Source organism: Aeromonas sp. 602396, assembly GCF_049173735.1.
Classification (GTDB): Bacteria; Pseudomonadota; Gammaproteobacteria; order Enterobacterales; family Aeromonadaceae; genus Aeromonas; species Aeromonas veronii_A.
This window is the reverse complement of sequence record NZ_JAAKSD010000024.1, coordinates 1-26,420: the sequence shown is the minus strand read 5'-3', so window position 1 is coordinate 26,420 and position 26,420 is coordinate 1. Positions and strand designations below refer to the sequence as shown.

Annotated in this window: 28 protein-coding genes; 17 read left to right on the top strand and 11 right to left on the bottom strand. The window is 60.7% G+C overall.

Features of this window, described 5'->3' with window-relative positions; all coding sequences use genetic code 11:
• Positions 1-68 precede the first annotated feature (68 nt).
• Positions 69-551, bottom strand: a complete 483-nt coding sequence (gene coaD, locus G5229_RS20245; protein ID WP_040069411.1) for a pantetheine-phosphate adenylyltransferase — start codon at positions 549-551, stop codon at positions 69-71.
• Positions 552-685: 134 nt separating this feature from the next.
• Here coaD and G5229_RS20240 point away from each other — a divergent pair, with 134 nt between their 5' ends.
• A complete protein-coding gene (locus G5229_RS20240; RefSeq protein ID WP_213388211.1) occupies positions 686-1,723 on the top strand; it encodes a glycosyltransferase family 9 protein in 1,038 nt (345 codons plus the stop codon).
• Positions 1,724-1,774: 51 nt separating this feature from the next.
• Here the strand turns inward: G5229_RS20240 and G5229_RS20235 are convergent, their stop codons facing one another.
• Complete coding sequence (locus G5229_RS20235) at positions 1,775-2,551, bottom strand: glycosyltransferase family 2 protein (protein ID WP_040069408.1); 777 nt, start codon at positions 2,549-2,551, stop codon at positions 1,775-1,777.
• 276 nt (positions 2,552-2,827) lie between these two features.
• Between G5229_RS20235 and waaF the strand changes: the two genes are divergently transcribed.
• The 5 genes from waaF to G5229_RS20210 all read left to right on the top strand — a co-directional run bounded on the left by waaF (position 2,828) and on the right by G5229_RS20210 (position 6,887).
• Positions 2,828-3,862: a lipopolysaccharide heptosyltransferase II gene (waaF, locus tag G5229_RS20230; RefSeq protein WP_104016839.1), complete on the top strand. Its 1,035-nt coding sequence runs from the start codon at positions 2,828-2,830 to the stop codon at positions 3,860-3,862.
• Between the two features lies 1 nt (position 3,863).
• Positions 3,864-5,129, top strand: coding sequence for a lipid IV(A) 3-deoxy-D-manno-octulosonic acid transferase (gene waaA / locus G5229_RS20225; RefSeq protein ID WP_421210216.1), 1,266 nt, complete (start codon positions 3,864-3,866; stop codon positions 5,127-5,129).
• A 95-nt stretch (positions 5,130-5,224) separates the two neighbouring features.
• Positions 5,225-6,205, top strand: a complete 981-nt coding sequence (locus G5229_RS20220; protein ID WP_216952383.1) for an MDR family oxidoreductase — start codon at positions 5,225-5,227, stop codon at positions 6,203-6,205.
• A gap of 74 nt (positions 6,206-6,279) precedes the next feature.
• The gene (locus G5229_RS20215) at positions 6,280-6,417 is read left to right on the top strand and encodes a hypothetical protein (protein ID WP_216952376.1); all 138 of its coding nucleotides are present in this window, start codon (positions 6,280-6,282) and stop codon (positions 6,415-6,417) included.
• A 137-nt stretch (positions 6,418-6,554) separates the two neighbouring features.
• Positions 6,555-6,887, top strand: coding sequence for a DUF2799 domain-containing protein (locus G5229_RS20210; RefSeq protein ID WP_216952374.1), 333 nt, complete (start codon positions 6,555-6,557; stop codon positions 6,885-6,887).
• A gap of 18 nt (positions 6,888-6,905) precedes the next feature.
• Here the strand turns inward: G5229_RS20210 and G5229_RS20205 are convergent, their stop codons facing one another.
• Together G5229_RS20205 and G5229_RS20200 are read right to left on the bottom strand one after the other, a co-directional pair.
• Positions 6,906-7,070, bottom strand: a complete 165-nt coding sequence (locus G5229_RS20205; protein ID WP_216952372.1) for a hypothetical protein — start codon at positions 7,068-7,070, stop codon at positions 6,906-6,908.
• A gap of 112 nt (positions 7,071-7,182) precedes the next feature.
• Positions 7,183-7,623, bottom strand: a complete 441-nt coding sequence (locus tag G5229_RS20200) for a flagellar basal body-associated FliL family protein (RefSeq protein WP_216952370.1) — start codon at positions 7,621-7,623, stop codon at positions 7,183-7,185.
• A gap of 145 nt (positions 7,624-7,768) precedes the next feature.
• Here G5229_RS20200 and G5229_RS20195 point away from each other — a divergent pair, with 145 nt between their 5' ends.
• Both G5229_RS20195 and ubiA read left to right on the top strand, forming a co-directional pair.
• Entirely contained in the window at positions 7,769-8,305 is a 537-nt protein-coding gene (locus tag G5229_RS20195; RefSeq protein WP_005339534.1) for a chorismate--pyruvate lyase family protein, read from the top strand.
• Positions 8,302-9,171 carry a 4-hydroxybenzoate octaprenyltransferase gene (gene ubiA, locus G5229_RS20190; RefSeq protein ID WP_216952367.1) on the top strand — a complete coding sequence of 290 codons (870 nt, stop codon included), beginning with the start codon at positions 8,302-8,304 and terminating at the stop codon, positions 9,169-9,171. The genes G5229_RS20195 and ubiA overlap by 4 nt, the downstream gene beginning before the upstream one ends.
• A gap of 69 nt (positions 9,172-9,240) precedes the next feature.
• Here ubiA and plsB read toward each other — a convergent pair whose 3' ends face one another.
• A complete protein-coding gene (gene plsB, locus G5229_RS20185) occupies positions 9,241-11,664 on the bottom strand; it encodes a glycerol-3-phosphate 1-O-acyltransferase PlsB (RefSeq protein ID WP_058057057.1) in 2,424 nt (807 codons plus the stop codon).
• A gap of 204 nt (positions 11,665-11,868) precedes the next feature.
• Between plsB and lexA the strand changes: the two genes are divergently transcribed.
• The 4 genes from lexA (at position 11,869) to dinF (ending at position 15,393) form a co-directional block, all read left to right on the top strand.
• Positions 11,869-12,492, top strand: a complete 624-nt coding sequence (gene lexA / locus G5229_RS20180) for a transcriptional repressor LexA (protein ID WP_005339540.1) — start codon at positions 11,869-11,871, stop codon at positions 12,490-12,492.
• Positions 12,493-12,976: 484 nt separating this feature from the next.
• Positions 12,977-13,192 carry a hypothetical protein gene (locus G5229_RS20175; protein ID WP_019446524.1) on the top strand — a complete coding sequence of 72 codons (216 nt, stop codon included), beginning with the start codon at positions 12,977-12,979 and terminating at the stop codon, positions 13,190-13,192.
• Positions 13,193-13,402: 210 nt separating this feature from the next.
• Positions 13,403-14,035: an SCO family protein gene (locus G5229_RS20170; protein ID WP_421210214.1), complete on the top strand. Its 633-nt coding sequence runs from the start codon at positions 13,403-13,405 to the stop codon at positions 14,033-14,035.
• The gene (gene dinF / locus G5229_RS20165) at positions 14,032-15,393 is read left to right on the top strand and encodes an MATE family efflux transporter DinF (RefSeq protein WP_421210212.1); all 1,362 of its coding nucleotides are present in this window, start codon (positions 14,032-14,034) and stop codon (positions 15,391-15,393) included. Before G5229_RS20170 ends, dinF begins: the two co-directional genes overlap by 4 nt.
• 13 nt (positions 15,394-15,406) lie before the next feature.
• On the opposite strand, the gene trmL is transcribed toward dinF, so the two are convergent.
• From trmL to G5229_RS20150, 3 genes are all read right to left on the bottom strand, one after another.
• Complete coding sequence (gene trmL, locus G5229_RS20160; protein WP_421210210.1) at positions 15,407-15,871, bottom strand: tRNA (uridine(34)/cytosine(34)/5-carboxymethylaminomethyluridine(34)-2'-O)-methyltransferase TrmL; 465 nt, start codon at positions 15,869-15,871, stop codon at positions 15,407-15,409.
• Between the two features lie 74 nt (positions 15,872-15,945).
• Complete coding sequence (locus G5229_RS20155; protein WP_410170594.1) at positions 15,946-17,316, bottom strand: ATP-binding protein; 1,371 nt, start codon at positions 17,314-17,316, stop codon at positions 15,946-15,948.
• Positions 17,298-17,993 (bottom strand): response regulator, encoded by a 696-nt coding sequence (locus G5229_RS20150; protein ID WP_216952361.1) that lies wholly within the window; start codon positions 17,991-17,993, stop codon positions 17,298-17,300. Before G5229_RS20150 ends, G5229_RS20155 begins: the two co-directional genes overlap by 19 nt.
• A gap of 85 nt (positions 17,994-18,078) precedes the next feature.
• On the opposite strand from G5229_RS20150, the gene G5229_RS20145 reads away from it, so the two are divergent.
• The 4 genes from G5229_RS20145 (at position 18,079) to G5229_RS20130 (ending at position 21,535) form a co-directional block, all read left to right on the top strand.
• Positions 18,079-18,990 carry a cation diffusion facilitator family transporter gene (locus G5229_RS20145; RefSeq protein ID WP_216952360.1) on the top strand — a complete coding sequence of 304 codons (912 nt, stop codon included), beginning with the start codon at positions 18,079-18,081 and terminating at the stop codon, positions 18,988-18,990.
• Between the two features lie 8 nt (positions 18,991-18,998).
• Positions 18,999-19,778 (top strand): serine O-acetyltransferase, encoded by a 780-nt coding sequence (gene cysE, locus G5229_RS20140; protein ID WP_005339552.1) that lies wholly within the window; start codon positions 18,999-19,001, stop codon positions 19,776-19,778.
• Between the two features lie 20 nt (positions 19,779-19,798).
• Positions 19,799-21,079 (top strand): hypothetical protein, encoded by a 1,281-nt coding sequence (locus G5229_RS20135; RefSeq protein ID WP_421207252.1) that lies wholly within the window; start codon positions 19,799-19,801, stop codon positions 21,077-21,079.
• Between the two features lie 246 nt (positions 21,080-21,325).
• Entirely contained in the window at positions 21,326-21,535 is a 210-nt protein-coding gene (locus G5229_RS20130; protein ID WP_005342050.1) for a cell division protein ZapB, read from the top strand.
• A 77-nt stretch (positions 21,536-21,612) separates the two neighbouring features.
• On the opposite strand, the gene elbB is transcribed toward G5229_RS20130, so the two are convergent.
• Positions 21,613-22,263, bottom strand: a complete 651-nt coding sequence (elbB, locus tag G5229_RS20125) for an isoprenoid biosynthesis glyoxalase ElbB (RefSeq protein WP_421210208.1) — start codon at positions 22,261-22,263, stop codon at positions 21,613-21,615.
• 400 nt (positions 22,264-22,663) lie between these two features.
• Between elbB and polA the strand changes: the two genes are divergently transcribed.
• On the top strand, positions 22,664-25,429 hold the full coding sequence (polA, locus tag G5229_RS20120; RefSeq protein ID WP_421210206.1) for a DNA polymerase I: 2,766 nt from the start codon (positions 22,664-22,666) through the stop codon (positions 25,427-25,429).
• 88 nt (positions 25,430-25,517) lie between these two features.
• On the opposite strand, the gene G5229_RS20115 is transcribed toward polA, so the two are convergent.
• Both G5229_RS20115 and G5229_RS20110 read right to left on the bottom strand, forming a co-directional pair.
• Entirely contained in the window at positions 25,518-26,057 is a 540-nt protein-coding gene (locus G5229_RS20115; RefSeq protein ID WP_421210204.1) for a gamma carbonic anhydrase family protein, read from the bottom strand.
• Between the two features lie 146 nt (positions 26,058-26,203).
• Positions 26,204-26,420: hypothetical protein (locus G5229_RS20110; protein WP_421210203.1), on the bottom strand; the 217-nt coding region annotated here is incomplete at its 5' end.

The following is a 26,420-nucleotide window of genomic DNA, read 5'->3' as shown; positions in this document are numbered from 1 at the left end:
CAACAAGGGCTACCCGTGGGTAGCCCTTGTTCGTTGTTGCCGTCGGGAATGGCCAGTGTGGAAGGGAATCACCCTTTCTGTTTGGCGGCGATGGCTTGGGCCACCACGGGGTCGACAAACTGGCGGATGTCGCCACCGTGCAGCGCCACCTCTTTCACCAGAGTGGAGGAGATAAAGGAGTTCTCCTCGGCCGGGGTGAGGAAGACGCTTTCCAGCTCAGGCATCAGGCGGCGGTTCATATTGGCCAGCTGAAACTCGTACTCGAAGTCGGAGACGGCGCGCAGGCCGCGGATCAGCACGTTGGCCTGATGCTCTTTGGCGAAATCGACCAGCAGACCGGAGAAGCCCACCACCTTGACGTTGGGAAGCGTGCTGGTCACTTGCTGGACAAGCTGGACACGTTCTGCCAGATCGAACAGAGGTCGCTTGCTCGGGCTGTTGGCGACACCGACCACCACCTCGTCAAACAGCTTGGCGGCGCGGCCGATGAGATCGGCGTGGCCATTGGTAACGGGATCAAACGTCCCGGGATAGATCACCCTGGTAGTCATCTTTGCGGTCCTGCAACCTGGAAATTTGGTCGCATTATAAGGTCGTCGCTTGAGAATAGCAGTGCATCAGGCAAGAATACGCCATCGCGCATCAAGCCTCCCTGCATTGGTGACAGGGAGCAAAGGGATTTTTTATGAAACGTATTCTGGTCGTTCGCAATGACAAGATTGGTGACTTCATGCTGGCGTGGCCGAGTTTCGCCATGCTCAAAGGCTCCATGGAGTGTCATGTGACTGCCCTGGTTCCGGCCTACACGGCCCCGCTGGCCCGGCTCTGCCCCTGGATTGACGAGGTGATCATCGATCCGGGCGTGCGGGCCGACAAGGAGCAACAGCGAGCGCTGCTGGCGCGGATCAAGGCGGCGGCGTTCGACGCGTCCATCTGCCTCTTCTCCAACTCCCGCAACGCCATGCTGGTGTGGAAGGCACACATCCCTTATCGGCTGGCGCCGGCGACCAAGCTGGCGCAGGTGCTCTACAACCAGCGACTGGTGCAGCGTCGCTCCCGTTCCCAGAAGCCGGAGTCCGAGTACAATCTGGAGCTGATCCGCCGCTTCCTGGCCGATCAGCAGGTGGCCGTGGTGGAGCCCAAGACCCCCTTCCTGCAGTTCGATGAGGAGACTCTGCGGCAGGTGCGCGAGCAGCTGGCGCTCAAGCTCAAGCTCGATACCAGTCGCCCCTGGCTGATGGTACATGCCGGTAGCGGCGGTTCGGCCAACAACCTCTCCATCGAGCAGTATGCTCGCATCATCATCAAGCTCAATCAGGCCTGCCCCGAGCTGCAGTGTGTGCTGACCGCAGGCCCGGGCGAGGAGAAGATGGCCGAACAGCTGGCGGCCGAGTTGCTGGCCCACGGTGGCAATGGCTGGATCTACCGCTCCAGCGATGGTCTGCCGATGTTCTGTCAGGTGCTGGCCAACGCAGCCCTGTTTATCGCTGGCAGTACCGGCCCGCTCCATATCGCCGGTGCGCTCGATGTGCCGACTATCGGTTTCTTCCCGATGCGCCGCTCCGCGACTCCGCTGCGCTGGAAGCCCCTCAACAGCGAAGGGCGTCACCTTGCCTTCAGCCCGCCGGAGGATAGCGACCATCCTGAGGATATGAGCCAGCTCGATCCCAAGACCATGGTGCCGGTGATGGCCCGCTGGGCGGCGCCTTTCTGGCGCAAATAACGTATGCAGCAATGTAAACAGGGCCCCGTGGTGCCCTGTTTCGTATGACGGTTATTCCGGCTGCTGCGGCTGCTGGCGCACCCAGAGGTCGGCGTATTTGACGAAGGTGGAGTGGGCGGAGAGGATCGCCAGCAGCAGCCCCTGCTTGCCATCGAGGAAGCCCGCTTTGAGCAGGTACATCTTGAGGAAGCAGCCTACCGCGTGGATCAGCCCCTGACTGAGAGAGCCCTTCTTGCCGCGAGCGGTGCGCTGATCGGCCCAGGCGCGGGCATAACCGGCGGATTTGACCAGATAGTGCTCCAGATCCCGATAGGTGAAGTGGAGCAGGTCGCCGTAGAGGTTGACGATCTTCATGTTGGCGCGCACCTCCACCTTCTCGTGCACCAGCGCCTCGTTGTAGCTGGTGAGCGCCTTGGGGTAGAGGCGCAGCACCCGATCCGGATACCAGCCACTGTGGCGGATAAAGCGGCCAAAGACCCAGGAGAGGCGCGGGATCGAGTAGATGGTATCGCTGGCCGGATTGGCCATCACGTTGGCGATGGCGGTTTTCAGCTCGGGGGTGAGCCGCTCGTCGGCATCCAGCCACAGTACCCAGTCGGATTGCACGTGGGACTGGGCCAGCCGGCGCTGTTTGCCAAAGCCCGGCCACTTGGCGTTGACGAAGAAGCGGGCGCCAAACTCGGCGGCAATGGCCGGGGTCTCGTCCTGACTGCCGGAGTCCAGAATGACGATCTCGTCCACCAGACCGTCGAGGGAGGCGAGGCATTTGCGCAGGTTGTCGGCTTCATTCTTGACGATCAGAACGGCAGCCAGAGTCGGTTTTTTCACGAATGTGGGCTCACGGTTATTGCCCGGCTGGCGGGTCGAATGCGTATTGATGGGCCATTCTAACGGAAAAACGGGTCAAAGAGAGAGCCGCCATTGCCCGTTTCTATCAGCTGTTTGCCTGTCTCGTCTCGTCCGGTTGGAAGATGGGCGCCGCTGGAAAAATGGGGTGACGGCAGCGTCTGCCAAGGATCTTCTGTTATTTATCCAGTCATTCTTGGGGCATAATCTCGCCCAGTGATGATTAACAGTCGGGCCAGTCCCGAGAGAAGACGCGTGATGAAAATATTGGTGATCGGCCCCTCCTGGGTCGGCGATATGGTGATGTCCCAGAGTCTCTACAAGGCGATCAAGGCCAACCATCCCGAGAGCGAACTGCACGTGATGGCCCCCGCCTGGTGCTGCGCCCTGCTGGAGCGGATGCCGGAGGTGGACAAGGCGATCACCATGCCCCTCGGCCACGGTGACTTCAAGCTGGTGGCGCGCCGCCGCCTCGGCAAACAACTGGCGGCCGAGAAGTACGATCAGGCCATCGTCCAGCCCAACTCCATGAAATCGGCGCTGATCCCCTGGTTTGCCCGCATTCCGGTGCGTACCGGCTGGAAAGGGGAGCACCGCTTCGGCTTGCTCAACGATATGCGCAGCAACAAGTCCGCCTTCCCGCTGATGGTGGAGGGCTATCTGGCGCTCGCTTATCCCAAAGCGCAGATGAAGAGTCGGGCCGATATTCCGACCATTCCGCACCCGGCTCTCCACGTCGATTTGATCAACCAGAGCAAGGCGCTGGAGCGGCTGGGACTGGATCGCGCCCGTCCGGTGCTGGTGCTCTGCCCCGGTGCCGAGTTCGGCCCGGCCAAGCGCTGGCCGGAAGGGCACTATGCCGTGGTGGCCCAGCAGCATCTGGACGAGGGATGGCAGGTGTGGATCTTCGGTTCCAACAAGGATGTGCCGGTGGCCAATACCATCCGGGATCGGGTCAATCTGCTGACTCGCCCCAACTGCCACGTGCTGGCGGGCAAGACCAGCCTGCACGAGGCGATCGATCTGATGGCGCTGGCCAGCCGGGTCATCTCCAACGACTCCGGCCTGATGCACATCGCCGCCGCCCTCAACCGGCCGCTGGTGGGCGTCTATGGCTCCACCTCGCCGCTCTACACCCCGCCGCTGGCAGATCGGGTCGAGATCGTTCACACCGACATCGAGTGCCGCCCCTGCTTCAAGCGCACCTGCAAGTTCGGCCATCTCAAGTGCCTGATCGACCTGGCGCCGGAGCAGGTGGTCGATGCCTGCAAGAAGCTGGAGCAGAGTCAGTAAGATGCCCTACCGTCTGCTCTACAACCTGCTGATCCATCTGGGATTGCCGCTGGCCCTGCTGGCCCTCTACAAGCCGAAAAAAGGCAAGCCCGGTTTTGGCAAGCGCTGGGCCGAGCATCTCGGGCGGCTGCCCGCCACCGGACAGGAGGCGCCGCTCTGGATCCATGCGGTGAGCGTGGGGGAGACGCTGGCCATCACGCCGCTCATTCGTGCCCTCAAGGCGGAGCGGCCCGATCTGCCGATCCTGCTCACCACCACCACCCGCACCGGCGCCGATCAGGCTGCCAAGCTGGGGGATCTGGTGATCCATCGCTACGCGCCGCTCGACTACCCCTGGGCCATTGCCGCCTTTCTCGACACCTTCAAGCCGCGCGCGCTCTGGGTGATGGAGACCGAGTTGTGGCCGAACTGGCTGGCCGCCTGCGAGGCGCGCCACCTGCCGGTGACCATCATCAACGCCCGTCTTTCCGAGCGTTCCTGCCAGCGTTATGCCCGCTTCCACGGCGCCTTCGATGCCCTGAGCCGGCCGCTGACCCATCTGCTCTGTCAGCATCAGGATGACGCAGACCGCTTCGCCCGCCTCGGCATCGAGCGTTCGCGGCTGGCGGTGACCGGCTCCATCAAGTTCGATATCCAGTTTGGTGACGAGGTGCAGGCCAAGGGGCGTGCCCTGCGCCAGCAGCTGGGGGCGGATCGGCCGGTCTGGATCGCCGCCAGCACCCATCAGGGTGAGGACGAGCAGGTGCTGGCCGCCTTCGATCTGCTGCTCAAACGCCATCCCGACGCGCTGCTCATTCTGGTGCCACGCCACCCCGAGCGGTTCGACCGGGTGGCCGAACTGTGTGCCCCTTATGGCTGCGTGCGTCGCACTGATGGTGCTGCGGTGAGTGCGGAGGATAAGGTCTATCTCGGCGATACCATGGGCGAGCTGCCGCTGATGCTGGCGGCGGCCGATGTGGCCTTTGTTGGCGGCAGTCTGGTGAAGATCGGCGGTCACAACCTGCTGGAACCGGCAGCCCTCGGCAAGCCCTGCCTGACGGGGCCCGCCTATTTCAACTTCAGCGACATTACCCGCCAGCTGGTGGCTCAGGGTGGCGCCGCCATCGTGGCCGATGCCGCCGAGCTGGGCGAGCGGGTGAGCCAGCTGTTTGCCGACGAGAGCGCCCGCCGCGAGATGGGCGAGCAGGCCCGCGCCGTGGTGCTGCGCAATCAGGGGGCGCTGGCCCGCACCCTCTCGCACTGCCTCACTGCGCTGGAGAACGACTGAACCCATAACGAGCATCGCACTGGCTCTGGATTTTCAACTGCAAAAGTGCCAAAGCAGCTAACCGTTCCGTTTCAATCCCCATCAAAGAGGCAACCATGTTCAAGGCTCTGTTACTGGAAAACCAAGACGGCAAGACTGTTCCAACCCTGACCCGACTGACCGAGAGCCAGTTGCCGGAAGGTGAAGTGCGGGTAGCGGTCGTTTACAGCTCCATCAACTACAAGGACGGGCTGGCCATTACCGGCAAGGGCAAGATTGTGCGTCAGTGGCCGCTGGTGCCCGGTATCGACTTCGCCGGTACCGTGCTCGAGTCTGCCGACAGCCGCTATAAGCCCGGCGACAAGGTGGTGCTGACCGGTTGGGGCGTGGGCGAAGGGCATTGGGGCGGTATGGCCGAACAGGCGCGGGTCAAGGGGGACTGGCTGGTGCCATTGCCCGCCGGGCTGGATGAACGGCAGGCCATGTGCATCGGTACCGCCGGTCTCACCGCCATGCTCTGCGTGCTGGCGCTGGAAGAGGCGGGCATTACTCCCGAAAGCGGCGAGGTGCTGGTCACCGGTGCGGCAGGCGGTGTGGGGGCCACCTCGGTCGCCCTGCTGGCGGCCCTTGGCTATCAGGTGGCGGCGCTGACCGGTCGTCCCGAAGAGCAGGGCGCCATGCTGACCGCACTGGGTGCCAGCCGCATCGTGCCGCGCAGCGAGCTGCAGGTGCCTGCCAAACCGCTGGAGAAGCAGCTTTGGGCCGCTGCCATCGATACCGTCGGCAGTCAGGTGCTGGCCAAGCTGCTGGCCCAGATGAACTATGGCGGCGCTGTGGCAGCTTGTGGGCTGGCGGGCGGTTTCGATCTGCCGACCAGTGTGATGCCCTTTATCCTGCGCAACGTGCGGTTGCAGGGGGTCGATTCGGTGATGTGCCCGTTTGAACGTCGTCAACTGGCGTGGCAGCGACTGGCACGGGATCTGCCTGCCAGCTTCTTTGAACAGGCGGTCACCGAGATTGGGCTGGAGCAGGTAGTGGAGGCCGCCGAGGCCATCACGCAAGGCCAGATCGCCGGCCGCACCTTGGTCAAACTTTGAACTTCCTCTGACTGGCGAGCCCGACAATTCCGGATAAAATTGGAGTGCGGGTGAACTATCCAAGGAGAGTGAAGATGGGTGGACACAAGCCGGATTACGACTCCTCTGATGATGATTGGGAGCCGGATTCCTGGGAAGAAGAGCTGGATCAGTGGGAAGAAGAAGGCTGGCAGGACGATGATCCCTTCGATGACCCCTTCAACAACCCGTGATCCATAGCATTGAATGAACAGGCGGGCATTGTGCCCGCCTGATTTTTTTGGTGCGCTCACAGGGGGGATGCAAGTTGCTTGTGGTCATCCCCTGGCTGGTCAAGAATGAACAGCTCAAACGACACTCAAGGATGACTATGCGACTTTCCATCATATTGCTGGCGGCCCTGCTGGGGGGCTGTGTCTCCAACGATGACCCTTGCGAGAAGGTGTGGAGCGAAGTGGGGGAGGCTGACGGCAAGCTGGGCTTCACCACCGAACGGGTTGAGTTCCATCAGGGCCAGTGTGGCAAGAAGGTGGATACCGAACTGTGGAAGCAGGGACATCAGAAGGGATTGGCATGGTATTGCCGCCCCGAGCATCTCTATCTGGCTGGCCGCTCAGGCGAGGAGTATCGCGGTGTCTGCCCGAACGATACCCAGGCGCGCAGATTGTTCGAGCAGGGACGACAGGGTTGGACCGATCAATAGTGCACTGACCGTGAGGGGTTACTCCTCTTTCAAGCGGAGTGGCAGGCAGAGGTAACCCTTGTCATTGGCGCTGCGGGCGCACTTGCCGCAGACGAATTTCGGCTTGCGAACAATTTTGCGCAACGCTTTGAGATCAGTGGGGATCTCGTGGCGACGCCACTCACACAGGGTCTTGCTGCCCATAACGACTACCTCTAAGACTCGACGGCCGTATTGTAATCGATTTTCATTTCGAGTGAATCGGTAAAGCTCGCTTATTGGCCGTTATGCCAATAAGCGATTGTTTCGGGAGGGATTACTGGTAGAGGAACTTGGTGAAGATAAGCTCGCGCACCGCTTTCTTGCCAGTCTCTTTGACCAGCAGTTCGTTGACCTTGGTTTCGCACTCCTTGCGCAACTCTTCACGGCTGACCAGGGATTTGATCTGCTCGGCGCTCTTGCTGCCCATCAAACGAATGATGGTATCTCGGATGAGCGGGTCATGCTGCTCCAGCAGCTTGAGGTCGGCTTCGTTTTCCGCCATTAGCTCCACCGTGACTCGGACATAACCGAGGGTTTTGCCGTTGCTCAGGTAGTTGGTGATGATGTCGGGGTCGAGCGCGTGGTAGGAAAAGCCCGGCTTGGCGGCTGCGGCTGCTTCTTCTCCCTCTGCGGGCGGCTCTTCTTCGGATGAGGCTTGTACATGCAGCGCACCACAGCTCAGTAACAACACCAGCAGAATTTTGAAGATCTTCATATAGATGGCTCATCAGCAAGAGATAACCCATTTTTGATGTTGCCATCGGGGCCGTCAAGCACGGATGTTCTTACATTTCGCTATTGATTTACGGATAATAAACCGGATTTTAACCTGAACACGGAAATCTCTGGATGGTGAAGCTGTGAAGTCCGAGTTGACTGTTCCTCTCACGCCGTTAAGCGGGTGGCTGGCCCCCGAATGTTGTGAATTGCCCGCCAGCTTGCGCCCCTGGCTGCTGGAGCCCGGCTCCATGACCCGGCGGCTGCGTCAGCACAATCGCCACTTTTCGGTGGAGTGGCTGGGCAATCACCCGGTCGCCCTTACTGCCGATGAGCAGTGGCTGGTGGATTCGGCCTCTCCGGCCGGTACCTGCCGCGAGGTGATCCTGCACGGGGATCGTGGGCCCGCCGTGCTGGGCTGGACCCTGTTTGCCGATGACGCATTGCAAGGGAGCGGCATTGCCGAGCTTGGCGAGCAGCCGCTGGGTGAGCGGGTATTTGGCCATGAGCCTGCCCGCCGCGATCATCTGCAGTTGGCCCGTTTCGATATTGCCGCCAATCCCCGTTGCCCGGCCGCCACTGTCTGGGGGCGTCGTTCCCGTCTGTTTCTGGGGCAGTGGCCACTGCTGGTGCACGAGCTGTTTCTGCCCTCTCTCGTCTGTGACAAGGAGCTGGAGTGAATCTGTTAACCAAGGAGCGGGGACTTGCCTACATGCAGTTGGCCCGCGTCGACAAACCCATAGGCACTCTGCTGCTGCTGTGGCCAACCCTGTGGGCGCTCTGGCTGGCCGCTGGTGGCCTGCCCAATCTCTGGGTGCTGGCCGTGTTTGTGGTCGGAGTCTTTCTGATGCGCTCGGCAGGGTGCGTGATCAACGATTATGCGGATCGCAACTTCGATGGCCACGTCAAACGCACCGCAGGTCGCCCCTTGCCCACGGGCAGAGTCAAGCCGTGGGAAGTGCTGGCGCTCTTCTTCGTGCTGGCGCTCATTTCGTTTGGTCTGGTGCTGACCATGAATCCGCTCACCATCGGTCTGTCGTTTGTCGCCCTGCTGCTGGCGGTGAGCTACCCCTTCATGAAGCGCTTTATCTCGAATCCCCAGCTGGTGCTCGGGATGGCCTTCTCCTGGTCGATCCCGATGGCCTATGCGGCGCAGGCGGATGCCCTGCCGCTGGTGGCCTGGCTGCTCTTCTTTGCCAACCTGCTCTGGACCGTGGCTTACGACACCCAGTACGCCATGGTGGATCGGGATGACGACCTCAAGATCGGCCTCAAATCCAGCGCCATCCTGTTTGGTCGTTACGACAAGCGGATCATCGGCGCACTGCAACTCTCGACGCTGCTGCTGTTGCTGGCGGTCGGGCAACTGATGACGCTGGGGGGCTGGTATTACTGGGGATTGCTGGGAGCGGCGGTGCTGTTTGTCTATCAGCAGCGGCTTATTCGTGAGCGGCAGCGGGAAGCCTGCTTCCAGGCGTTTCTCAACAACAACTATGTGGGGGCGCTGGTGTTTGCCGGTCTGGTGCTCGATTACCTGCTGGCGTGACATGTTCCCGCGCAGACTCCGATAAAAATGAAGGCCGCATCATGCGGCCTTCTTTGTTTGCGTTGCAGATCAGAGCTGATTGCCTGCCTGAATGGTGCGGCGGATCTTGTTGCTCAGCAGCGGCACTATATTGTCGGCCAGCGCCTGGAAGCGGCCGAGATCCGGCTTGCACTCGGGAGAGAGGTAACCCTCCTTGCGCAGCGTGTGGATCAGGGTGCTGAACAGCTTCTGGTCGAAGAACTCGGGGGCGTTGATGCCGTGCAGGGTGCCGAGGCGCTCTGCCATCATCAGGCCGTCCGCCTCCAGCTGCTCCGCCTCGATATGAGGCTGGGCCAGCACCCGGGTCAGCACGATGGCGTAGCGTTGCAGGGTCTCCTGAATGCTCTCCGCCAGCAGCAACAGGCGCATCTGGTTGGCCGGATTGACCCAGTAGCCGTCATCGCGGGTCTCGATCAGTTGCTGGGTCTGCAGGGCGTCTAGCAGGCTGTCAACCAGCGCCGGCAGATCCTCCTCTTCATAACGTAGGAACAGCTCGGTCTTGAGCAGCGGATAGATGTCGATGCAGCGGGCCATGATCTCGCTGCGGGAGATCCCCTCGCACCGTTCGATCAATGCCGCCACCAGAGAGGGCATGGCAAACAGGTGGAGGATGTTGTTGCGGTAGTAGGTCAGCAGGATCGCCTGATAGCGGTCGAGACTGATGATCTGCCCCAGCTTGTCCTCGCTCACCTCGAACTTGTTGAGCTCCATCGCCTGATCCAGCAGGGTCTTGGCATCCTCATCCGGAATGGTGCTCTGCGGGCTGTAAGGCACCGCTTTGAGCAGATCCAGATAGGTGTTGAGCTGGGCCTGCAATTCGTCGCGGGTCAGGGCGTGGCGCTCGGCGGCCAGCAGCGCCAGCGCGCTCAGGGTCAGGCCGTTGACCGCGGCCGCGCCGTTGATGCGGGTCATCAGCAGTTCGGCCAGATTGTTGACGGTGCCCGCCATCCACTCCGGACGCTCCTCTTCCCCGATGTGCTTTTTCCAGTCGGGGATGTGTTCGCTCAGGTAGCTGTTGAGAGTCAGCGGCTCGCCGAAGTTGACGAAACCACGGCCGTAGTTGCGCAGCTTGCGCAGGATGCCGAGCACCTGCAGGAAGCTCTCTTTCTCCTTGCGGCTGCCCTTGAGCTCGTTGTGGTAGGTGTTCACCTCCATCACGTGCTCGTAGCCCAGATAGACCGGCACCAGAGTGACCGGCCTGTCCAGCCCGCGCATCATCGCCTGCAGGGTCATCGCCAGCATGCCGGTCTTGGGCGGTAGCAGACGGCCGGTACGGGAGCGACCGCCTTCGGTGAAGAACTCTACCGAGTAACCCTTGGCAAACAGCAGGTTGAGGTATTCACGAAATACCGTGCTGTAGAGCGGATTGCCCTTGAAGGTGCGGCGAATGAAGAAGGCGCCGCCGTGGCGGAAAATCGGGCCCGCCGGCCAGAAGTTGAGGTTGATGCCTGCCGCGATATGGGGCGGCACCATCCCCTGGTGGTAGATGACGTAGGAGAGCAGCAGGTAGTCCATGTGGCTGCGGTGGCAGGGAACGTAGACGATCTCGTGCCCTTCCTGCGCCAGCTGGCGTACCTTCTCGGCGCCATTGACCGACAAACCGCGGTAGAGCTTGTTCCACAGCCAGCCGAGGAAGCTCTCGCCCAGGCGGATCAGCCGGTAAGAGAAGTTGGAGGCGATCTCGTCCATGTAGCCATGGGCACGCTTCTGCGCCTTCTCGAGGCTGATCCCCTCGCGCTGGGCCTCCTCTTCAATCGCCTGCTGGATCACCGCGGAGTCGAGCAGCTGCTTGAACAGCAGGTTGCGGTTCGGCAGTTTCGGGCCGGTGGCAGCCAGCTGCTGACGGCTGAAGTGGGTACGTGCCACTCGTGCCAGCTTGTGGGCGATCGCCTCGTCAGTGCCGTGCTTGTCCGCCATGTAGCGCAGGGAGAGCGGCGGCGAGAAGCGCACCAGATTCTCGCGCCCCTTGAGGATCACGATAAGTGCCTTCTTCAGCCGGTTAGGCGCCAGGCTGCTGATGATGTTGAGGCCGGAGGCTTCTTCCCCTTCCCGACCCGGAGCGCGGCCCCAGAACAGGGTGACGGGCACCACCTGGATATCCAGCTCGGGATCTTGCTTGTGCAGATCCAGCAGCTGGTGGAACTCCTGCAGGAAGGGGAGCGGTTTGCTGCGTTTGCCAAACAGGGGAGGCGGACGATCCAGACAGACATAGCGCGGCAGCAGCTGGCCGTTCAGTTCCAGCGGCGTGAAGGGACCGGGCAGACCGAGATCCTCGCAGCACTGCTGCAGGGTCATCAGGTCGGTGATCGAACTGGTTTTCAGGGCATAGACGATGGGTCTGGCCGGATCCAGATTGAGTTCTGTGATGGGATTTTCCGGCAGGCTCTTGTGATTGACCAAGCCGCTGACCGGCCATTGCAAGATGGCTCTGGAAATCTTCTGTCCTAGGGACATGTGCGTCTGCTCTCCAAAAAAATGCGGCGTGAGCATAGCAAATCGGCGGCCCCTTGTCGCCGAGAGGTACGATGAGTCGGCTGCGCAGGATCAAAACAGTAGTAAATGAGGGGTTGGTCGCGACAAATGTCAGCTGCGCCTTGCCTTGGCCACTGCACTGTATATACTGCCAGTGTGCTGTATAAAAAGACAGGTGCCAATTCTATGAAACCCCTTACCCCCCGCCAGGCCGAAGTGCTGGAGCTGATCAAGGTGAACATGAGCGAGACCGGCATGCCGCCGACTCGTGCCGAGATTGCCCAGAAGCTTGGTTTCAAGTCGGCCAATGCGGCCGAAGAACATCTGAAGGCCCTGGCCAAAAAAGGGGTCATCGAGATCATGCCGGGCACGTCCCGCGGCATTCGCCTGTTGCTCGAAGAGGAAGAGGTGCTGGAAGAGAGCGGCCTGCCGCTCATCGGCAAGGTGGCTGCCGGTGAACCCATCCTGGCTCAGGAGCATATCGAGAGCCACTATCAGGTTGATCCCGCCCTGTTCCATCCGCGCGCAGATTTTCTGCTGCGGGTACAGGGGATGAGCATGAAGAACATCGGTATTCTGGATGGCGATTTGCTGGCGGTGCACAAGACCCAGGAGGTGCGCAACGGTCAGGTAGTGGTCGCCCGTCTCGATGAGGATGTCACCGTCAAGCGCTTCCAGCGCAAGGGCTCTCAGGTATGGCTGCTGCCGGAAAATGAAGAGCTCTCCCCCATCGAGGTGGATCTTTCCTGCCAGCAGCTCACCATCGAAGGACTGGCTGTCGGGGTGATCCGCAACGCCGACTGGATGTAATCATCCCCGCCAACTGCGTTTGCCACACGGCCTCCTTCGGGGGGCCGTGCTGTTTCTGGCGCACTTTCCTTGTCATATCAAACAGATCATCGGCGGCGGCATTTTTGTCCTGCGCGACCGGCTACCAATCACCCATTTCAGATATATGCTCAGATCAGTGCCCTGTCGCCGAGACAGGGCTTGGCACCTCCCTCTGACCATCACAGTGCGTCGGTACGGGAGGGCCGGTAACAACGAGAATAGGGCAGTACACCTTCACGGGATATGAAGGGGGAGTGGGGAGATCCCGAGCCTTGTCAGGCAAAGGGGACCACTCGTAATGGTTGCAGATAGTCGTGACGGGCCTGTTCCCAGTTCAGGCCGACGAAGCAACATGACCTGTCGGTCAAGGAGGACTGGTATGGCATCAAGATCGCCATGGGATTCAGAGGCTGGGGCTGCGCCAGCGGAATCGTCAATCACCCGTTTTGTCAAAGGCAGCCGGATGACCTGGTTTTACGGTCTCTGGCTGCACCATCGTGGTTCGCACTGGACGCTCTGGCTGGGATGCCCGAAAGAGAAGGTGGTGCGTCTGGTGCTGCTGTTCAAACGGGGTCACGGCGATCGCCAGGGGGAAGAGGGCTGGCTGGCCCCCGTGATTCCAATCGGCGTGCGGGCCATCGGCAAGATGTTGCAGCAGGGGCGTAACGCTCGCCCCTGAGCAGAAGAGACAAACAAATCCATCCATAACCGGCACCCAAGGGGGCCGGTTTTTTTATGGCCGCAACTGGCGATTAATTATGCCAAATGGTCGACTCCTGACAGGGCGTTGCACAAGGTTGAACCACCTTGGCGGCTCGCTGGGGTACAATGCCACCCTCTTGTCCGGTCACTGCTGGCTATCTGCCTCGAACTGAAAGGGTCTCTTGTTATGATGAAGCTCCGCTATCCCCTGCTCTTTCTGCTGCTGACAGCCTGCCTGATCCTGGTGTTCTACGCCACGCAGCCAGAGCAGCCGGAACAGGCTGACTACTATCCGGCGGGGCGGGACATCAATGATTTCGCCTTTACCGATGCGGACAACCAGCCGTTCACTCCTGCCAACCTGAAGGGGCACTGGACCTTCCTGTTTGTCGGCTACACCTTCTGCCCCGATATTTGCCCCACCACCCTGGCAGATATGCGCTCCGTCTATGACCAGCTGAAGAAGATGGCGCCCGACAGTCAGGTAGTGTTTATCTCGGCGGATCCCCAGCGTGACGATATTCCACGCCTCAAGACCTATACCGCCTTCTTCAATCCCGAATTCAAGGCGGCCACTGCCCCCCACGACAAGCTGTTCCCGTTCGTGCGCAATCTGGGGCTGATCTACTCCATCGCCAATCAGGGGGAGAAGGATTACCTGATCGATCACTCCGCTTCCATCGTGCTCATCAATCCCAAGGGCAAGCTGCAGGCGGTATTCCGCCCGCAGGTGGCGCCGGATCAGGTGCCCCGGGTGCAGATGGCCACCATGCTCTCTGACTTCTCCCGCATCCTGAAGCTGACAGGCCACTTAGCGTGACCCCAGCTGTTGCGCCTTGGTGGCGAGACCCATCTCGCCACCGCGCCGTCTTTGCGCTCGCCCTGCCCATGGTTTTCTCCAATATCACCACCCCCTTGCTGGGGCTGGTGGACACCTGGGTGATCGGTCATCTCGGTCAGGCCTGGTTTCTGGGGGGCGTCTCGGTCGGTGCGACCCTGATCAACCTCATCTTCTGGCTGCTCGGTTTTTTGCGGATGTCGACCACCGGCCTGACGGCGCAGGCGCTCGGCGCCGCCGACGGTCGTGCCCAGCTCGATACCCTGCTGCGGGCGCTGGGGCTGGCCATTGCTCTCGGCCTGGCGCTGCTGTTGTTGCTCTTCCCCCTGTTGCCACGACTGATCGCCCTGAGTGGCGGCTCGCCCGAGGTGCAGCTTTATGCGGGCCAATATGTGGCGGTGCGGATCTGGAGTGCCCCGGCGGCGCTCTGCAATCTGGTGGTCATGGGCTGGCTGTTGGGGATGCAGGATGCCCGCAGCCCCATGGTGATGCTGATCCTCACCAATCTGGTCAACATGGCGCTCGATGCCCTGTTTGTGCTGGGACTCGGCTGGCAGGTGCGGGGTGTGGCGGCGGCCTCGGTCATGGCGGACTACTGCGCGCTGGCAGTCGGTATCTGGCTGGTACGCCGTCAGCTGCGGCAACTGGCGCCGACGGTGTGGCAGGATGGTTGGCAGCGCTGGCGGCAGCTTGCGCCCATGGTGCGGTTGCTCGGCCTCAACCGCGATATCTTCCTGCGCTCCCTCTGTTTGCAGCTCTGCTTCGCCTTTATGACTCTGCAAGGGGCACGACTGGGGGATGTGGCGGTGGCCGCCAATGCGGTGCTGCTCAACTTCCTGATGCTCATCTCCTACGGACTCGATGGTTTTGCCTATGCGGTGGAGGCCATGGTAGGACGAGCCATCGGTCAGCAGGATCGGCAGAAACTGCGGGAGGCCATCGTGCTCAATCTAGGCTGGGCCGCCCTCATCGCCAGTGGTTTTACCCTGGTGTTTGCCCTCTTTGGTGCCCACCTTATCGGCTATATCACCGACATTCCGGCCGTGGTGGCGGAGGCACATCGTCAGCTTCCCTGGCTGATCGCCATGCCCTTGCTGGCGGTCTGGTGCTTTCTGCTGGATGGCGTGTTCATCGGGGCGACCCGGGCGCAGGAGATGCGCAACAGCATGTTGCTGGCCGCGTTTGGCGGCTTCTTCCCGATTTGGTGGCTCTGTCAGTCGTGGGGCGTGGCCGCGTTATGGGCGGCGATGGCGGCGCTGATGGTGGGGCGCGGTCTGTCGCTGGGGGTCACTTGCTGGCGGCTGGAGCGCAGCGGGCATCTGCTCAACGCCCGCCACTGATCATCGGTGGCGCTTACATGGCACCGTCGTAGCCGAGCTGGCGCCAGCTCTCGTAGACAAAGACAGACACCGCGTTGGAGAGGTTCATGCTGCGGCTCTGGGGCGCCATAGGGATGCGCAGCCGCTGCTCGAACGGCAGACTCTCGATGATCTCGGTGGGCAGGCCGCGACTCTCCGGGCCAAACAGCAGGGCGTCGCCAAGGGCATACTGGGCCGCCGAGTGTGCGGTGCGGCCCTTGGTGGTGCAGGCGAACACCCGCTTGGGCGCCACGGCGGCCAGAAAGGCCTCATAGCTCGACCAGCGCTTCACCTCGGCAAACTCGTGATAGTCGAGTCCCGCCCGTTTTACCCGCTTGTCATCCCACTCAAATCCCAGCGGCTCGATCAGATGGAGCCGGTAACCGGTATTGGCGCAAAGCCGGATGATATTGCCGGTGTTGGGCGGAATTTCCGGCTGGTAGAGGACGATATCGAGCATGACGAGCTCCTGCAAAGAGGTGTAAAGCCAAGAAGGGGCGCCAGCATACCCAGCGCCCGTCCGGATGAAAAGGATCAGGCGATGGGCAAGCGGATGGTGATGGTCAGCCCGGTGGGGTGATTGTTGCTGGCCGCAATGGTGCCGCCGTGGCGCTGTATTGCCTCCGAGGCGATGGCCAGCCCCAGCCCGGTGCCGCCAGTCTTGGCGTTGCGGGCGTCATCGACCCGGAAGAAGGGCTGGAACAGCAGCGCCTGCTGCTCGTCTGGCACCCCGGGGCCGTCATCCCGAATGGTCATCACCCACTCCAGTCCCTCCCGATACCAGTCCACCTTGATGAACTCGCGGGCATATTTGAGGGCGTTGCGCAGGGGGTTCTCCACGGCCCGGGCCAGCAGCTCGGGCCACATCTGGATCGACTCTGCGGGCAGCGGCGGCAGTCTGAGCTGTTTGCCGCTCTGATTCGCTTCGAACATGGCATCTTCGAGGATGGGTTCCAGCAGGTCGGCCAGCGGATGTACCACCGGCGCCTCCACATGCTGCTGCACTCGCGACAGATCCAGCAGATCGCCGATCAGCTTGTCCAGCCGCCCGATCTCCGATTCGATCCGCGCCAGCTCGGCGCTGTCACCCTGCTTGCGGCGGATCAGCGCCTGCGCTAGTTGCATCCGGGTGAGGGGGCTGCGCAGCTCGTGGGAGATATCGGAAAGCAGCTGTTTCTGCTTCTGGATCATGCTCTTGAGTGTCTCCACCATGCGGCTGACGTTATCCGCCAGCTGGCCGATCTCGTCGCCCCGTCCCAGGTTGGGGATCTGTACCTCCAGATTGCCAGCCGCCAGTTGGGAGACCGACTTCTGCAACTGCAGGATGGGGCGGGTCAGCCGCCAGGCGAGCAGCAGGCAGAGCGGGGTGCTGACCAGCATCGAGATGCCCAGAATGCGGATCGGGTGATCCAGCACCTGTATGAACAGGAACAGGTAGGGGTTCTCGGCATTGAGGCCGAAATAGACGTGATAGCGATGGCCGCGGTGCTCCATCAGGAAGGGACCAGCGATCGCCTTGCGATCCTCGTTGCCCAGCATGGGTTTGGCCGGGTCATCGGCGTCCACCATAAAGCGCACCACAAACTTGCGTGGATGGGTGGTGGACTGGATCTGCCCCCTCTCGTCGCGCAGGTAGACATTGTCCACCGGGAGCATGGCGATCTTGTCCATCGTTTTGGCCAGATCGAAATCCTGATTCGGATCGGCAGCGTTGAGCAGGGCCTGCACATTTTTCTGCATTCGCACCGCCTCATGGGTCGGCAGCGGGATCTGGTTGCGAGGATCCAGAGTGGGCAGGCTGATCACGGCGGCCAGCATCACCAGCAGCATGAACCAGAACCAGAGGAAGATGTGGGTCGATATGCCGTTGAGGGAGCTGGTACTCTTTATTCTTGCTCTAGCCACAGGTAACCGCGCCCCCGTACGGTTTTGAAGCGGGGCTGGCCATCACTGCGGTCCGGCAGCTTCTTGCGCAGGTTGCTCAGGTGCATGTCGATGGCCCGATCGAAGGGCTCCAGCTTCTTGCCAAGCACCTGTTCGGAGAGGTGGCTCTTGCTGACAATCTGGCCGGGATTGCGCAGCAGGCACTCCAGCAGCCCGAATTCGGTGGCGGTCAGCTCCAGCAGTTGTACGCCGCAGCGGGCCTGCTGCAGGCCGGGTTGCAGCACGATATCCATGAAGTGCACTTCGTCGGAGGAGCTGCCACGCTGGGGCGGGGCACTCTGGGTACGGCGCAGGATGGCGCGAACCCGGGCCAGCAGCTCCCGATCGTCGAACGGCTTGGCCAGATAGTCGTCGGCACCCGCTTCCAGACCGTTAACCCGATCCTGGCTGTCGCCACGAGCGGTCAACATCAGCACCGGGGTTTCATGGGTCTTGCGCAGCTTGGTCAGCATGGCAAAGCCGTTGAGTTTGGGCATCATCACGTCCAGCAGCACCAGATCGAAGCCCTGCTCCGCCAGCCGTTGCAGCCCCTCTTCACCATCCTCGGCGACCGTGACCTGAAATCCTTCCAGGGTCAGAATTTCGGTGAGCAGCTGGGTCAATTCAAGATCGTCGTCGACCAGGAGTATTCTGTTCATCGGGTGTTATTCCGCAGATTTTCGCGCCAAACTGACGCCGGGGTCAGGGTATAATAAGTTTTTCATCGCCAGAGGAAAGCCGGTTTTGAGCCATCAACAATATTCCCGTTGGGTTACCTTTGCCAGCATGGCGGCCGTCACGACTGCCACCCTGCTCATCATCGGCAAACTGATCGCCTGGCTGATGACCGACTCGTCGACCCTGCTGGCGTCGCTCACCGACTCTTTTATGGATGTGAGTGCCTCCATCATCAACCTGCTGGCCATTCGCTATGCGCTGGCCCCCGCCGATGATGAACACCGCTTCGGTCACGGCAAGGCGGAGTCTCTGGCGGGGCTGATCCAGTCGGCCTTTATCTCCGGTTCCGCATTGCTGCTGGTGATGCACGGCATCTCCTCCCTGCTCAAACAGGCACCTATTGAACGGTTAGAGGCGGGTCTCTGGGTTAGTGGCGGTTCCATTGTGCTGACCCTTCTGCTGGTCAGTTTCCAGAGTTTCGTTATTCGCAAGACCAACAGCGTGGCCATCAAGGCGGACATGTTGCACTACCGCTCCGATCTGCTGCTCAACGCCGGTGTCTTGCTGGCGCTGGTGCTGGCGGGGCAGGGGTGGTACTGGGCTGACGGCCTGTTTGCCATCCTGATCGGGTTGTTCCTGTTGTGGGGGGCGGGACATATCGGCTACGAGTCGGTGCAGGCCCTGCTCGATCGTCAGTTGCCAGCGGAAGAACAAGCGAGAATAATGGCGCTCTGCTGTGCCGTAGAAGGTGTACACGGCGTACATGACCTGCGCACCCGTCAATCCGGGCCGACCCGATTCGTACAGTTGCATCTGGAACTGGATGATCAGATCCCCCTGGTCAAGGCCCATCAGATCGCCGATGAAGCCGAGCTGGCGGTACGCCAGGCATTCGAGCGGATGGATGTCATCATCCACATGGACCCCATCTCGGTGCTGACAAAAGAACAACAGAGCCCTCACCCAGAACAACAGTAGGCTGCAACATGGATGAACTGGTTGCCAAAACCTGGCACAAAATTCAGCAAGAAGCGGAGTGCATGGCGGCCCAGGAGCCGATGCTGGCCAGCTTCTTCCACTCCACCATTCTAAATCACAAGAATCTGCGTTCGGCCCTCAGCTTCCAGCTGGCCAACAAACTCGACAGCGCCACCATGCCCGCCATCGCTCTGCGCGAGGTGATCGAGCTGGCCCTGCGCAGCGAGCCCGAGTTGCTGACGGTAGTGGCGGCCGACATCTGCGCCGTGCAGGAGCGCGATCCTGCGGTCGATCTCTTCTCCACCCCGCTGCTTTACCTCAAGGGGTTCCATGCCCTGCAGGGCTATCGGGTCGCCAACTGGCTGTGGCGTCAGGGGCGCCGCTCGCTGGCCCTTTATCTGCAAAACCAGATCTCGGTGGTGTTCGGGGTGGATGTGCACCCGGCTGCCCGCATCGGCAAGGGGATCATGTTTGACCACGCCACCGGCATAGTGGTGGGCGAGACGGCGGTGATTGAAGATGATGTCTCCATCCTGCAGAGCGTGACCCTCGGTGGTACCGGCAAGGAGAGCGGCGATCGCCACCCCAAGATCCGCGAAGGGGTGATGATAGGGGCGGGCGCCAAGGTGCTCGGCAATATCGAAGTGGGCGTGGGTGCCAAAATTGGCGCGGGCAGCGTGGTGATCAACCCGGTGCCACCTCATACCACGGTTGCTGGCGTACCCGCCAAGATCGTCGGCCGTCCGGAGTGCGACAAGCCTTCACTGGATATGGATCAGTGTCTCTGATCTCCTGACCGGAGGCGTCGATGGCCAAACGCTGGTCGGGTTATCTGATTTTGGGGATGTGGCTGCTCAACCTGCTTCATCTCTATCTGGGTCTCTCCCCCTGGCCCGCGGCCATTGCAGCCTGGGGGGCGTCACTGCTCACCTGGCCCTGGCTGGTAGGGGCCGCCAGGCGGCAGGCGCTGGCCCTGTATAGTGCCGCCCTGCTGCTGTTGATCTTCTCCTGGTGGCAGGGCGCGACCCTCATTGCCGGTGACTGGCTGCTGCCCAATATCAATATGCTCACCATGTTTGCCGCGGTGAGCACCCTCAACCTTGCCACTTCCGGCTTGCTGACCGGCACCACCTCCTGGACCGGGCGCAAGGGGCTGTGGAGCACCATGGCCAGCCTCAATCTGCTGGGGGCGGTCATCAATCTCTCGGTGCTCTTTATCATCGGCGATCGGCTGGAGCGTAATGGCACCCTGGAGCGGCGTCAGGTGATGGTGCTGAGCCGGATTTTCTGTGCCGCCGCCTTCTGGTCACCCTTCTTTGTCGCCATGGCGGTGGCGCTCACCTATGCGCCGGGCTTGCAGCTCTCCCATATTCTGCCGCTCGGGATCCTCGCCGCCTTGCTGGCGATGGGGCTGACTGCCTGGCAGGTGGAGAGGATCGGAGTGGCCGACTTTGCCGGTTATCCGCTGCGGTTGCAGACACTGGGGTTGCCGGTCACGCTGGCGTTGCTGGTACTGCTCATCAAGCAGATCTGGCCCCAGCTCGGCATTCTGGCGGTGATCGCACTGGTGGCCCCGCTGCTGGCGCTGCTCTTTATGCCGAGGGCCGGGCGCAAGGCGGCCCTCAAGCGGCAGGTGGTGGAGCGTTTCCCCGCCATCGGCGGTCAGCTGGTGCTGTTTCTGGGGGCCGGTTTGTTGGCGGCAGGCATCAACAGTGCGCTGTCGGTCATCGATTTCGGTGCCGGTCACGGCCTGCCGCTGTTCAACCACTTTGGCTGGCTGGAGGCATCCCTCACTCTGCTGCTGATCCTGCTGGTGGCCATCGTCGGGGTACATCCGCTCATCAGTATCTCCGGGCTGGCGCCACTGCTCTGGCCGCTGGCGCCGGATCCCAGCCTGCTCGGTATGTGTTTCCTGCTGGGATGGGGGCTTGCCACCGGCACCAGTCCGCTCTCCGGATCCAATCTGGCGCTGGCCTCCCGTTACAACCTCAGTGCCGGGCTGATCCTGCGCTGGAACCTGCTTTACGGCCTGCTGATGTATGTGGTCGCCTGTCTGTTGCTGGGGGCTTATATCGCCTTGCATGGATAGCGACCGTGCCATCAGGATGGCATCAATGATGCGTTGGTAGCGGCGCTTTTTAGGTACGGTTTAGAGTGTTGTCGCGGCTCGGGCGCAGGATGCGAGAAAAATAGACGCATATTTAGACAATACATCTATGGAAGGCGCATTTTACAGCGCACTGGCTTGTTTGTGCCGATAGGCTCGGGGTATGCTGGCTCCACGCGCTTGAATCGCCCTCTGTGGGGCATCGCAATTGAACAAACAGGTATGCATATGTCACTAGAAGTCCTTGAGCAACTCGAATCTAAAGTACAATCCGCTGTCGACAACATCTCCCTGCTGAAGATGGAGCTGGACGAGCTGAAAGAACAGAACAGCAAGCTGCAAGACGAGAACCATCAGCTGCGTAACGAGCACGCTGCATGGCAGGAACGTCTGCGTGCCCTGCTGGGTAAAATGGATCAGATGGGCGAAACCATCTAATTCATCGCCTTCAGGCAGAATTGAAAACGGGCCGCTCCATGAGCGGCCCGTCTATTTTTGTTTTGGCGGGATGGGAATTACAGCGCCAGCAGTTGTTTGACTGTCTTCTCGATGCCGTCCGCGGCTTCGACTATGTTGTTGGCCAGCATGTAGGCGGGGGTGGAGATCACCTTGCGCTCCTGATCCACCACAAACTCGTTGACCGGGCAGTTGAGATGGCTGCCACCCATCTCCTCGATGGCGTTGGCGGTACCCTCGTCATGGCCGATGGTCGCCAGCGTTCCAGCACCATATATCCGCGGGATCATGGCGGGCGCGATGCAGATATAGGCGGCCGGTTTATTGGCTTTGGCAAAGCTCTGGCACGCTTTCAGCACATCGGGCTGGATCTGGCATTCGGCGCCCCTGATTGCGAAGTCGCACAGGTTTTTGGCAGCGCCAAAGCCGCCGGGCACCAGCAGGGCGTCATAATCTACCGCATCCAGCTCGGCCACATCCTTGATCTGGCCACGGCAGATGCGGGCCGCTTCGACCAACACGTTGCGGCTCTCTCCCTTGCTCACTTCACCGGTCAGGTGGTTGATGACATGGAGCTGCGCCACGTTCGGGGCGAAGCACTGGACGGCGGCTCCCTGACGGGCCAGCGCCAGCAGGCTGATGACGGCCTCATGGATTTCGGCTCCGTCAAAGACACCGCAGCCACTCAAAATCACGGCCACTTTTTTCATGGCAAACTCCTCGTTGTTGAAAATGTGAGCCAGGATGGATTGTTGTACTTTTGTATGGTTATCGCTCGCCCTCCGCTGGTCAAGTCATCTTGCTGTGCTAGGATTGTTTCGTTTTGGATCCTGCCGTACCTACTCCCTTAAATCTTTTTCCACATTGATCGAGATCATTCTAACTGTCTCACGATCGGTTTTTACGATCTCAACGCATTGTTTTTAATGGGTTTTTATATTCTTATGCACAGTTTTATCACTGTGCGCCCTGATGCGCCCCATTTTTGAACACAGAGTTATCCACAGATTGAGTCCCTTTATCAGGCGCTGTGTGCTGTTGCTGCGCCCCTTGGTGTGAGGGGGGCCCTGTGGCATCCTAGCGGCTGTTTATCTCTGGCAGGACGATTTCATGGCCCCTAGCAACCCCCTTATTCTGGTCGACGGCTCCTCTTATCTTTACCGCGCCTTCTTCGCCTCCCAGCAGGCCGATCTGCGCACATCGACCGGTTTGCCGAGCGGCGCCGTCCGTGTCATGGCCAACATGATGCGCAGCCTGCGCAAGCAATATCCTGACTGTCATGTGGCCGTGGTGTTTGATGCCAAGGGCAAGACCTTCCGCGACGACATCTATCCCGAGTACAAGGCGACCCGCGCCAGCATGCCGGACGATCTGCGCAGCCAGGTCGCCCCGATCCACCAGATGATCAAGGCGATGGGCTTCCCCTTCCTGATGGTGGAAGGGGTGGAGGCCGACGACGTGATCGGCACCCTGGCCCGTCAGGCGACCGAGAAGCAGCTGCCGGTGCTGATCAGCACCGGTGACAAGGATATGGCACAGCTGGTCTCCGACCATGTCACCCTGATCGACACCATGAAAGATGTGAAGACCGATCGGGAAGGGGTGATCGAGAAGTTTGGCGTACCGCCCGAGCTCATCATCGACTATCTGGCCCTGATGGGTGACAAGGTCGACAACATTCCCGGTATGACCGGTGTCGGCGAGAAGACCGCACTGGCTCTGCTGCAGGGGATTGGCAGTATCGACGAGATTGCCGCCAACCTCGACAAGGTCGCCGCGCTCGGTTTCCGTGGCTCCAAGGCGTTCGCCGACAAGTTCCGCGAGCAGGAGGAGCAGGTTCGCCTCTCCTATCGACTGGCGACCATCAAGACCGATGTCGAGCTGGAACAGAGTCTGGAAGAGCTGTTGCTCAAGCCGGTCGACAAGGAGTCCCTGCTGGCGGTCTATCGCGAATACGAGCTGCGCAACCTGATCAAGGAGCTGGAATCCGGTGGTGAAGAGGGCAGCGAGAGCGCCGGACAAGACGAGGCTGGCGATGAGAGCGCCGCTCCGGTTGCCGCCATCGAAACCGACTACCGCTGCATTCTGGACGAAGCCGAGTTTGACGGCTGGCTGGAACAGCTGAAAGCGGCACCGTTGTTTGCCTTCGATACCGAAACCACCAGTCTCGACTATATGGAGGCGCGGATCGTCGGCGTCTCCTTCGCGGTTGAGCCGGGCAAGGCTGCTTATGTGCCGTTTGGCCACGACTATCTGGGGGCACCGGTACAGCTGAGCGAGGCCGTGGTGTTGGGCAAGCTCAAACCGCTGCTGGAAGATCCGACCCGTCTCAAGGTAGGGCAGAACCTCAAGTACGATCGCAACGTGCTGCTCAACCACGATATCGATCTGCAGGGCATCGCCTACGACACCATGCTCGAGTCCTACGTGCTCAACTCCACCGCCAGCCGCCACGATATGGATTCGCTGGCCAAGCGTTATCTCGGAGTCGAGACCATCTCGTTTGAAGATATCGCGGGCAAAGGGGTGAAACAGCTCACCTTCAACCAGATCGAGCTGGAGCAGGCCGCCCCCTATGCGGCGGAAGATGCCGACATCACCCTGCGTCTTCATCAGGCGCTGTGGGGTCAGCTGGAGGCCGTGCCGGGTCTCGCCAAGGTATTCAGCGAGATCGAACTGCCTCTGCTGCCAGTGCTGGCGCGGATGGAGTTGCTCGGCACCACTATCGATCCCAAGTTGCTGCACCAGCAGAGCCAGGAGATCGAGCTGCGCTTGGCGGAGCTGGAGAAGCAGGCCCATGAGCTGGCCGGGCAGGAGTTCAACCTCTCCTCGCCCAAGCAACTGGGGGAGATCCTCTTCACCAAGCTGGGGCTGCCGATCATCAAAAAGACGCCGAAGGGGGCACCGTCCACCGCAGAAGAGGTGCTGGCCGAGCTGGCTGAGACCTACGAGCTGCCGCGCCTCCTGATGGAGCACCGTGGGCTGGCCAAGCTCAAGTCCACCTACACCGACAAGCTGCCGTTGATGATCAAGCCCCGGACCGGTCGGGTACACACCTCCTATCATCAGGCGGTCGCGGCCACCGGTCGTTTGTCATCGTCTGATCCCAACCTGCAGAACATCCCGGTGCGCAACGAGCAGGGGCGTCGGATCCGTCAGGCCTTCATCCCGAGCGCCGGTTACAAGCTGGTGGCGGCGGACTACTCCCAGATCGAGCTGCGCATCATGGCGCACCTTTCCGGTGACAAGGGGCTGCTGACCGCCTTTGCCGAGGGCAAGGACATCCACAAGGCGACCGCCGCCGAGGTGTTTGGTGTGGAGCTTGATGCGGTCACCACCGACATGCGCCGCAGTGCCAAGGCGATCAACTTTGGCCTCATCTACGGCATGAGTGCCTTCGGTCTGGCCAAGCAGTTGGGTATCGGCCGTGCCGAGGCGCAGAAGTACATGGATCTCTACTTCGAACGCTACCCGGGCGTGCTGGAGTATATGGAGCGTACCCGCCAGCAGGCGGAAGCCCAAGGTTATGTCGAGACCCTGTTTGGCCGTCGTTTATATCTGCCGGATATCAAGTCCCGCAACGCCGGTCTGCGCAAGGCAGCCGAACGGGCCGCCATCAACGCGCCCATGCAGGGTACGGCTGCCGACATCATCAAGCGCGCCATGATCAACGTAGATGGTTGGATCCGTGGAATCGAAGATGAATCGATCCGCATGCTGATGCAGGTACACGATGAACTGGTGTTCGAGATCCGCGAAGAGAAGCTGGAGGAGTACATCGCCATCATCAAGGAGAAGATGTCTGCCGCAGCCGCACTGGATGTGCCGCTGGTGGTGGAGGCGGGCACCGGCGACAACTGGGATCAGGCCCACTGATCTCCGGTCAGCCGTTTTGCACTGCTATATAGCTATATAAGAAGCGAAGCCCGGCACCATGCCGGGCTTCCTGTTTCTTGCAGCTCTATCAGGTCTCTTGCAGATACTCGTCCTTGAGCAGGACATAGTTGTCCGCCGAGGTTTTGAGGAAGGCGACCTCGGCGGGTTTGAGCGGACGAGCCTGTTTGACGGGATTCCCTATATATAGAAAGCCCGATTCGAGTCGCTTGCCCGGTGGCACCAGTGAACCTGCGCCGATCATCACATCATCTTCAACCACGACGCCATCAAGCAGAATGGCACCCATACCGACCAGCACCCGGTTGCCGATGGTGCAGCCGTGCAGCATCGCCTTGTGACCCACAGTGACATCTTCACCGATCAGCAGTGGATAGCCGGTCGTATTGCTGGCGCTCTTGCGAGTCAGGTGCAGTACGGTGCCGTCCTGAATATTGCTGCGGGCGCCGATACGGATATGGTTCACATCCCCCCGTGCCGCCACCATGGGCCAGATGCTGGCATCGTCACCCAGCTCGATATCGCCCACCAGGGTGGCGCAGGGGTCTACATATACTCGCTTGCCCAGTTGTGGGCGTTTTCCTTTGTAGGGTCTCAGTCGCAAGTCCATCTTGGCCTCCTTGTTTTCGGCCATTCTAACAATCTGAAGGCGGTTTCTGTGGATAAGTTTGTATAAAAGCTGTGGTTGGAGATGAATAACTAAAAAAGAGCAGTTTTTTGCAATTTTATTGCAGGAGAGGGGTTGCCAGAACGAATTCACTCCCTATAATGCGCCTCCATCGACACGGCAAGCGGCAACGCAAACAGCCGAGTCGATAACCTCGAAAAGCCTTTGCAAATAAGGCTTGACTCGAGAAGGCGGTTGAGTAGAATGCCACTCCCGCAGCAGCAAAAGCTGCGTCGCTCTTTAACAATTTGAATCAAGCAATCTGTGTGGGCACTCACAGCATCGAGCATCAAAAACAATTTTTGA

Coding starts and splice junctions, on each gene's coding strand:
- G5229_RS20170 (WP_421210214.1), top strand. CDS start 13,403: ATGATGAAGCTCCGCTATCCCCTGCTCTTTCTGCTGCTGACAGCCTGC.
- G5229_RS20175 (WP_019446524.1), top strand. CDS start 12,977: ATGACCTGGTTTTACGGTCTCTGGCTGCACCATCGTGGTTCGCACTGG.
- G5229_RS20130 (WP_005342050.1), top strand. CDS start 21,326: ATGTCACTAGAAGTCCTTGAGCAACTCGAATCTAAAGTACAATCCGCT.
- coaD (WP_040069411.1), bottom strand. CDS start 551: ATGACTACCAGGGTGATCTATCCCGGGACGTTTGATCCCGTTACCAAT.
- G5229_RS20115 (WP_421210204.1), bottom strand. CDS start 26,057: ATGGACTTGCGACTGAGACCCTACAAAGGAAAACGCCCACAACTGGGC.
- G5229_RS20150 (WP_216952361.1), bottom strand. CDS start 17,993: ATGAACAGAATACTCCTGGTCGACGACGATCTTGAATTGACCCAGCTG.
- waaA (WP_421210216.1), top strand. CDS start 3,864: ATGCCCTACCGTCTGCTCTACAACCTGCTGATCCATCTGGGATTGCCG.
- G5229_RS20205 (WP_216952372.1), bottom strand. CDS start 7,070: ATGGGCAGCAAGACCCTGTGTGAGTGGCGTCGCCACGAGATCCCCACT.
- G5229_RS20240 (WP_213388211.1), top strand. CDS start 686: ATGAAACGTATTCTGGTCGTTCGCAATGACAAGATTGGTGACTTCATG.
- polA (WP_421210206.1), top strand. CDS start 22,664: ATGGCCCCTAGCAACCCCCTTATTCTGGTCGACGGCTCCTCTTATCTT.
- cysE (WP_005339552.1), top strand. CDS start 18,999: ATGGATGAACTGGTTGCCAAAACCTGGCACAAAATTCAGCAAGAAGCG.
- elbB (WP_421210208.1), bottom strand. CDS start 22,263: ATGAAAAAAGTGGCCGTGATTTTGAGTGGCTGCGGTGTCTTTGACGGA.
- waaF (WP_104016839.1), top strand. CDS start 2,828: ATGAAAATATTGGTGATCGGCCCCTCCTGGGTCGGCGATATGGTGATG.
- G5229_RS20220 (WP_216952383.1), top strand. CDS start 5,225: ATGTTCAAGGCTCTGTTACTGGAAAACCAAGACGGCAAGACTGTTCCA.
- lexA (WP_005339540.1), top strand. CDS start 11,869: ATGAAACCCCTTACCCCCCGCCAGGCCGAAGTGCTGGAGCTGATCAAG.
- plsB (WP_058057057.1), bottom strand. CDS start 11,664: ATGTCCCTAGGACAGAAGATTTCCAGAGCCATCTTGCAATGGCCGGTC.
- G5229_RS20210 (WP_216952374.1), top strand. CDS start 6,555: ATGCGACTTTCCATCATATTGCTGGCGGCCCTGCTGGGGGGCTGTGTC.
- trmL (WP_421210210.1), bottom strand. CDS start 15,871: ATGCTCGATATCGTCCTCTACCAGCCGGAAATTCCGCCCAACACCGGC.
- G5229_RS20215 (WP_216952376.1), top strand. CDS start 6,280: ATGGGTGGACACAAGCCGGATTACGACTCCTCTGATGATGATTGGGAG.
- G5229_RS20135 (WP_421207252.1), top strand. CDS start 19,799: ATGGCCAAACGCTGGTCGGGTTATCTGATTTTGGGGATGTGGCTGCTC.
- G5229_RS20200 (WP_216952370.1), bottom strand. CDS start 7,623: ATGAAGATCTTCAAAATTCTGCTGGTGTTGTTACTGAGCTGTGGTGCG.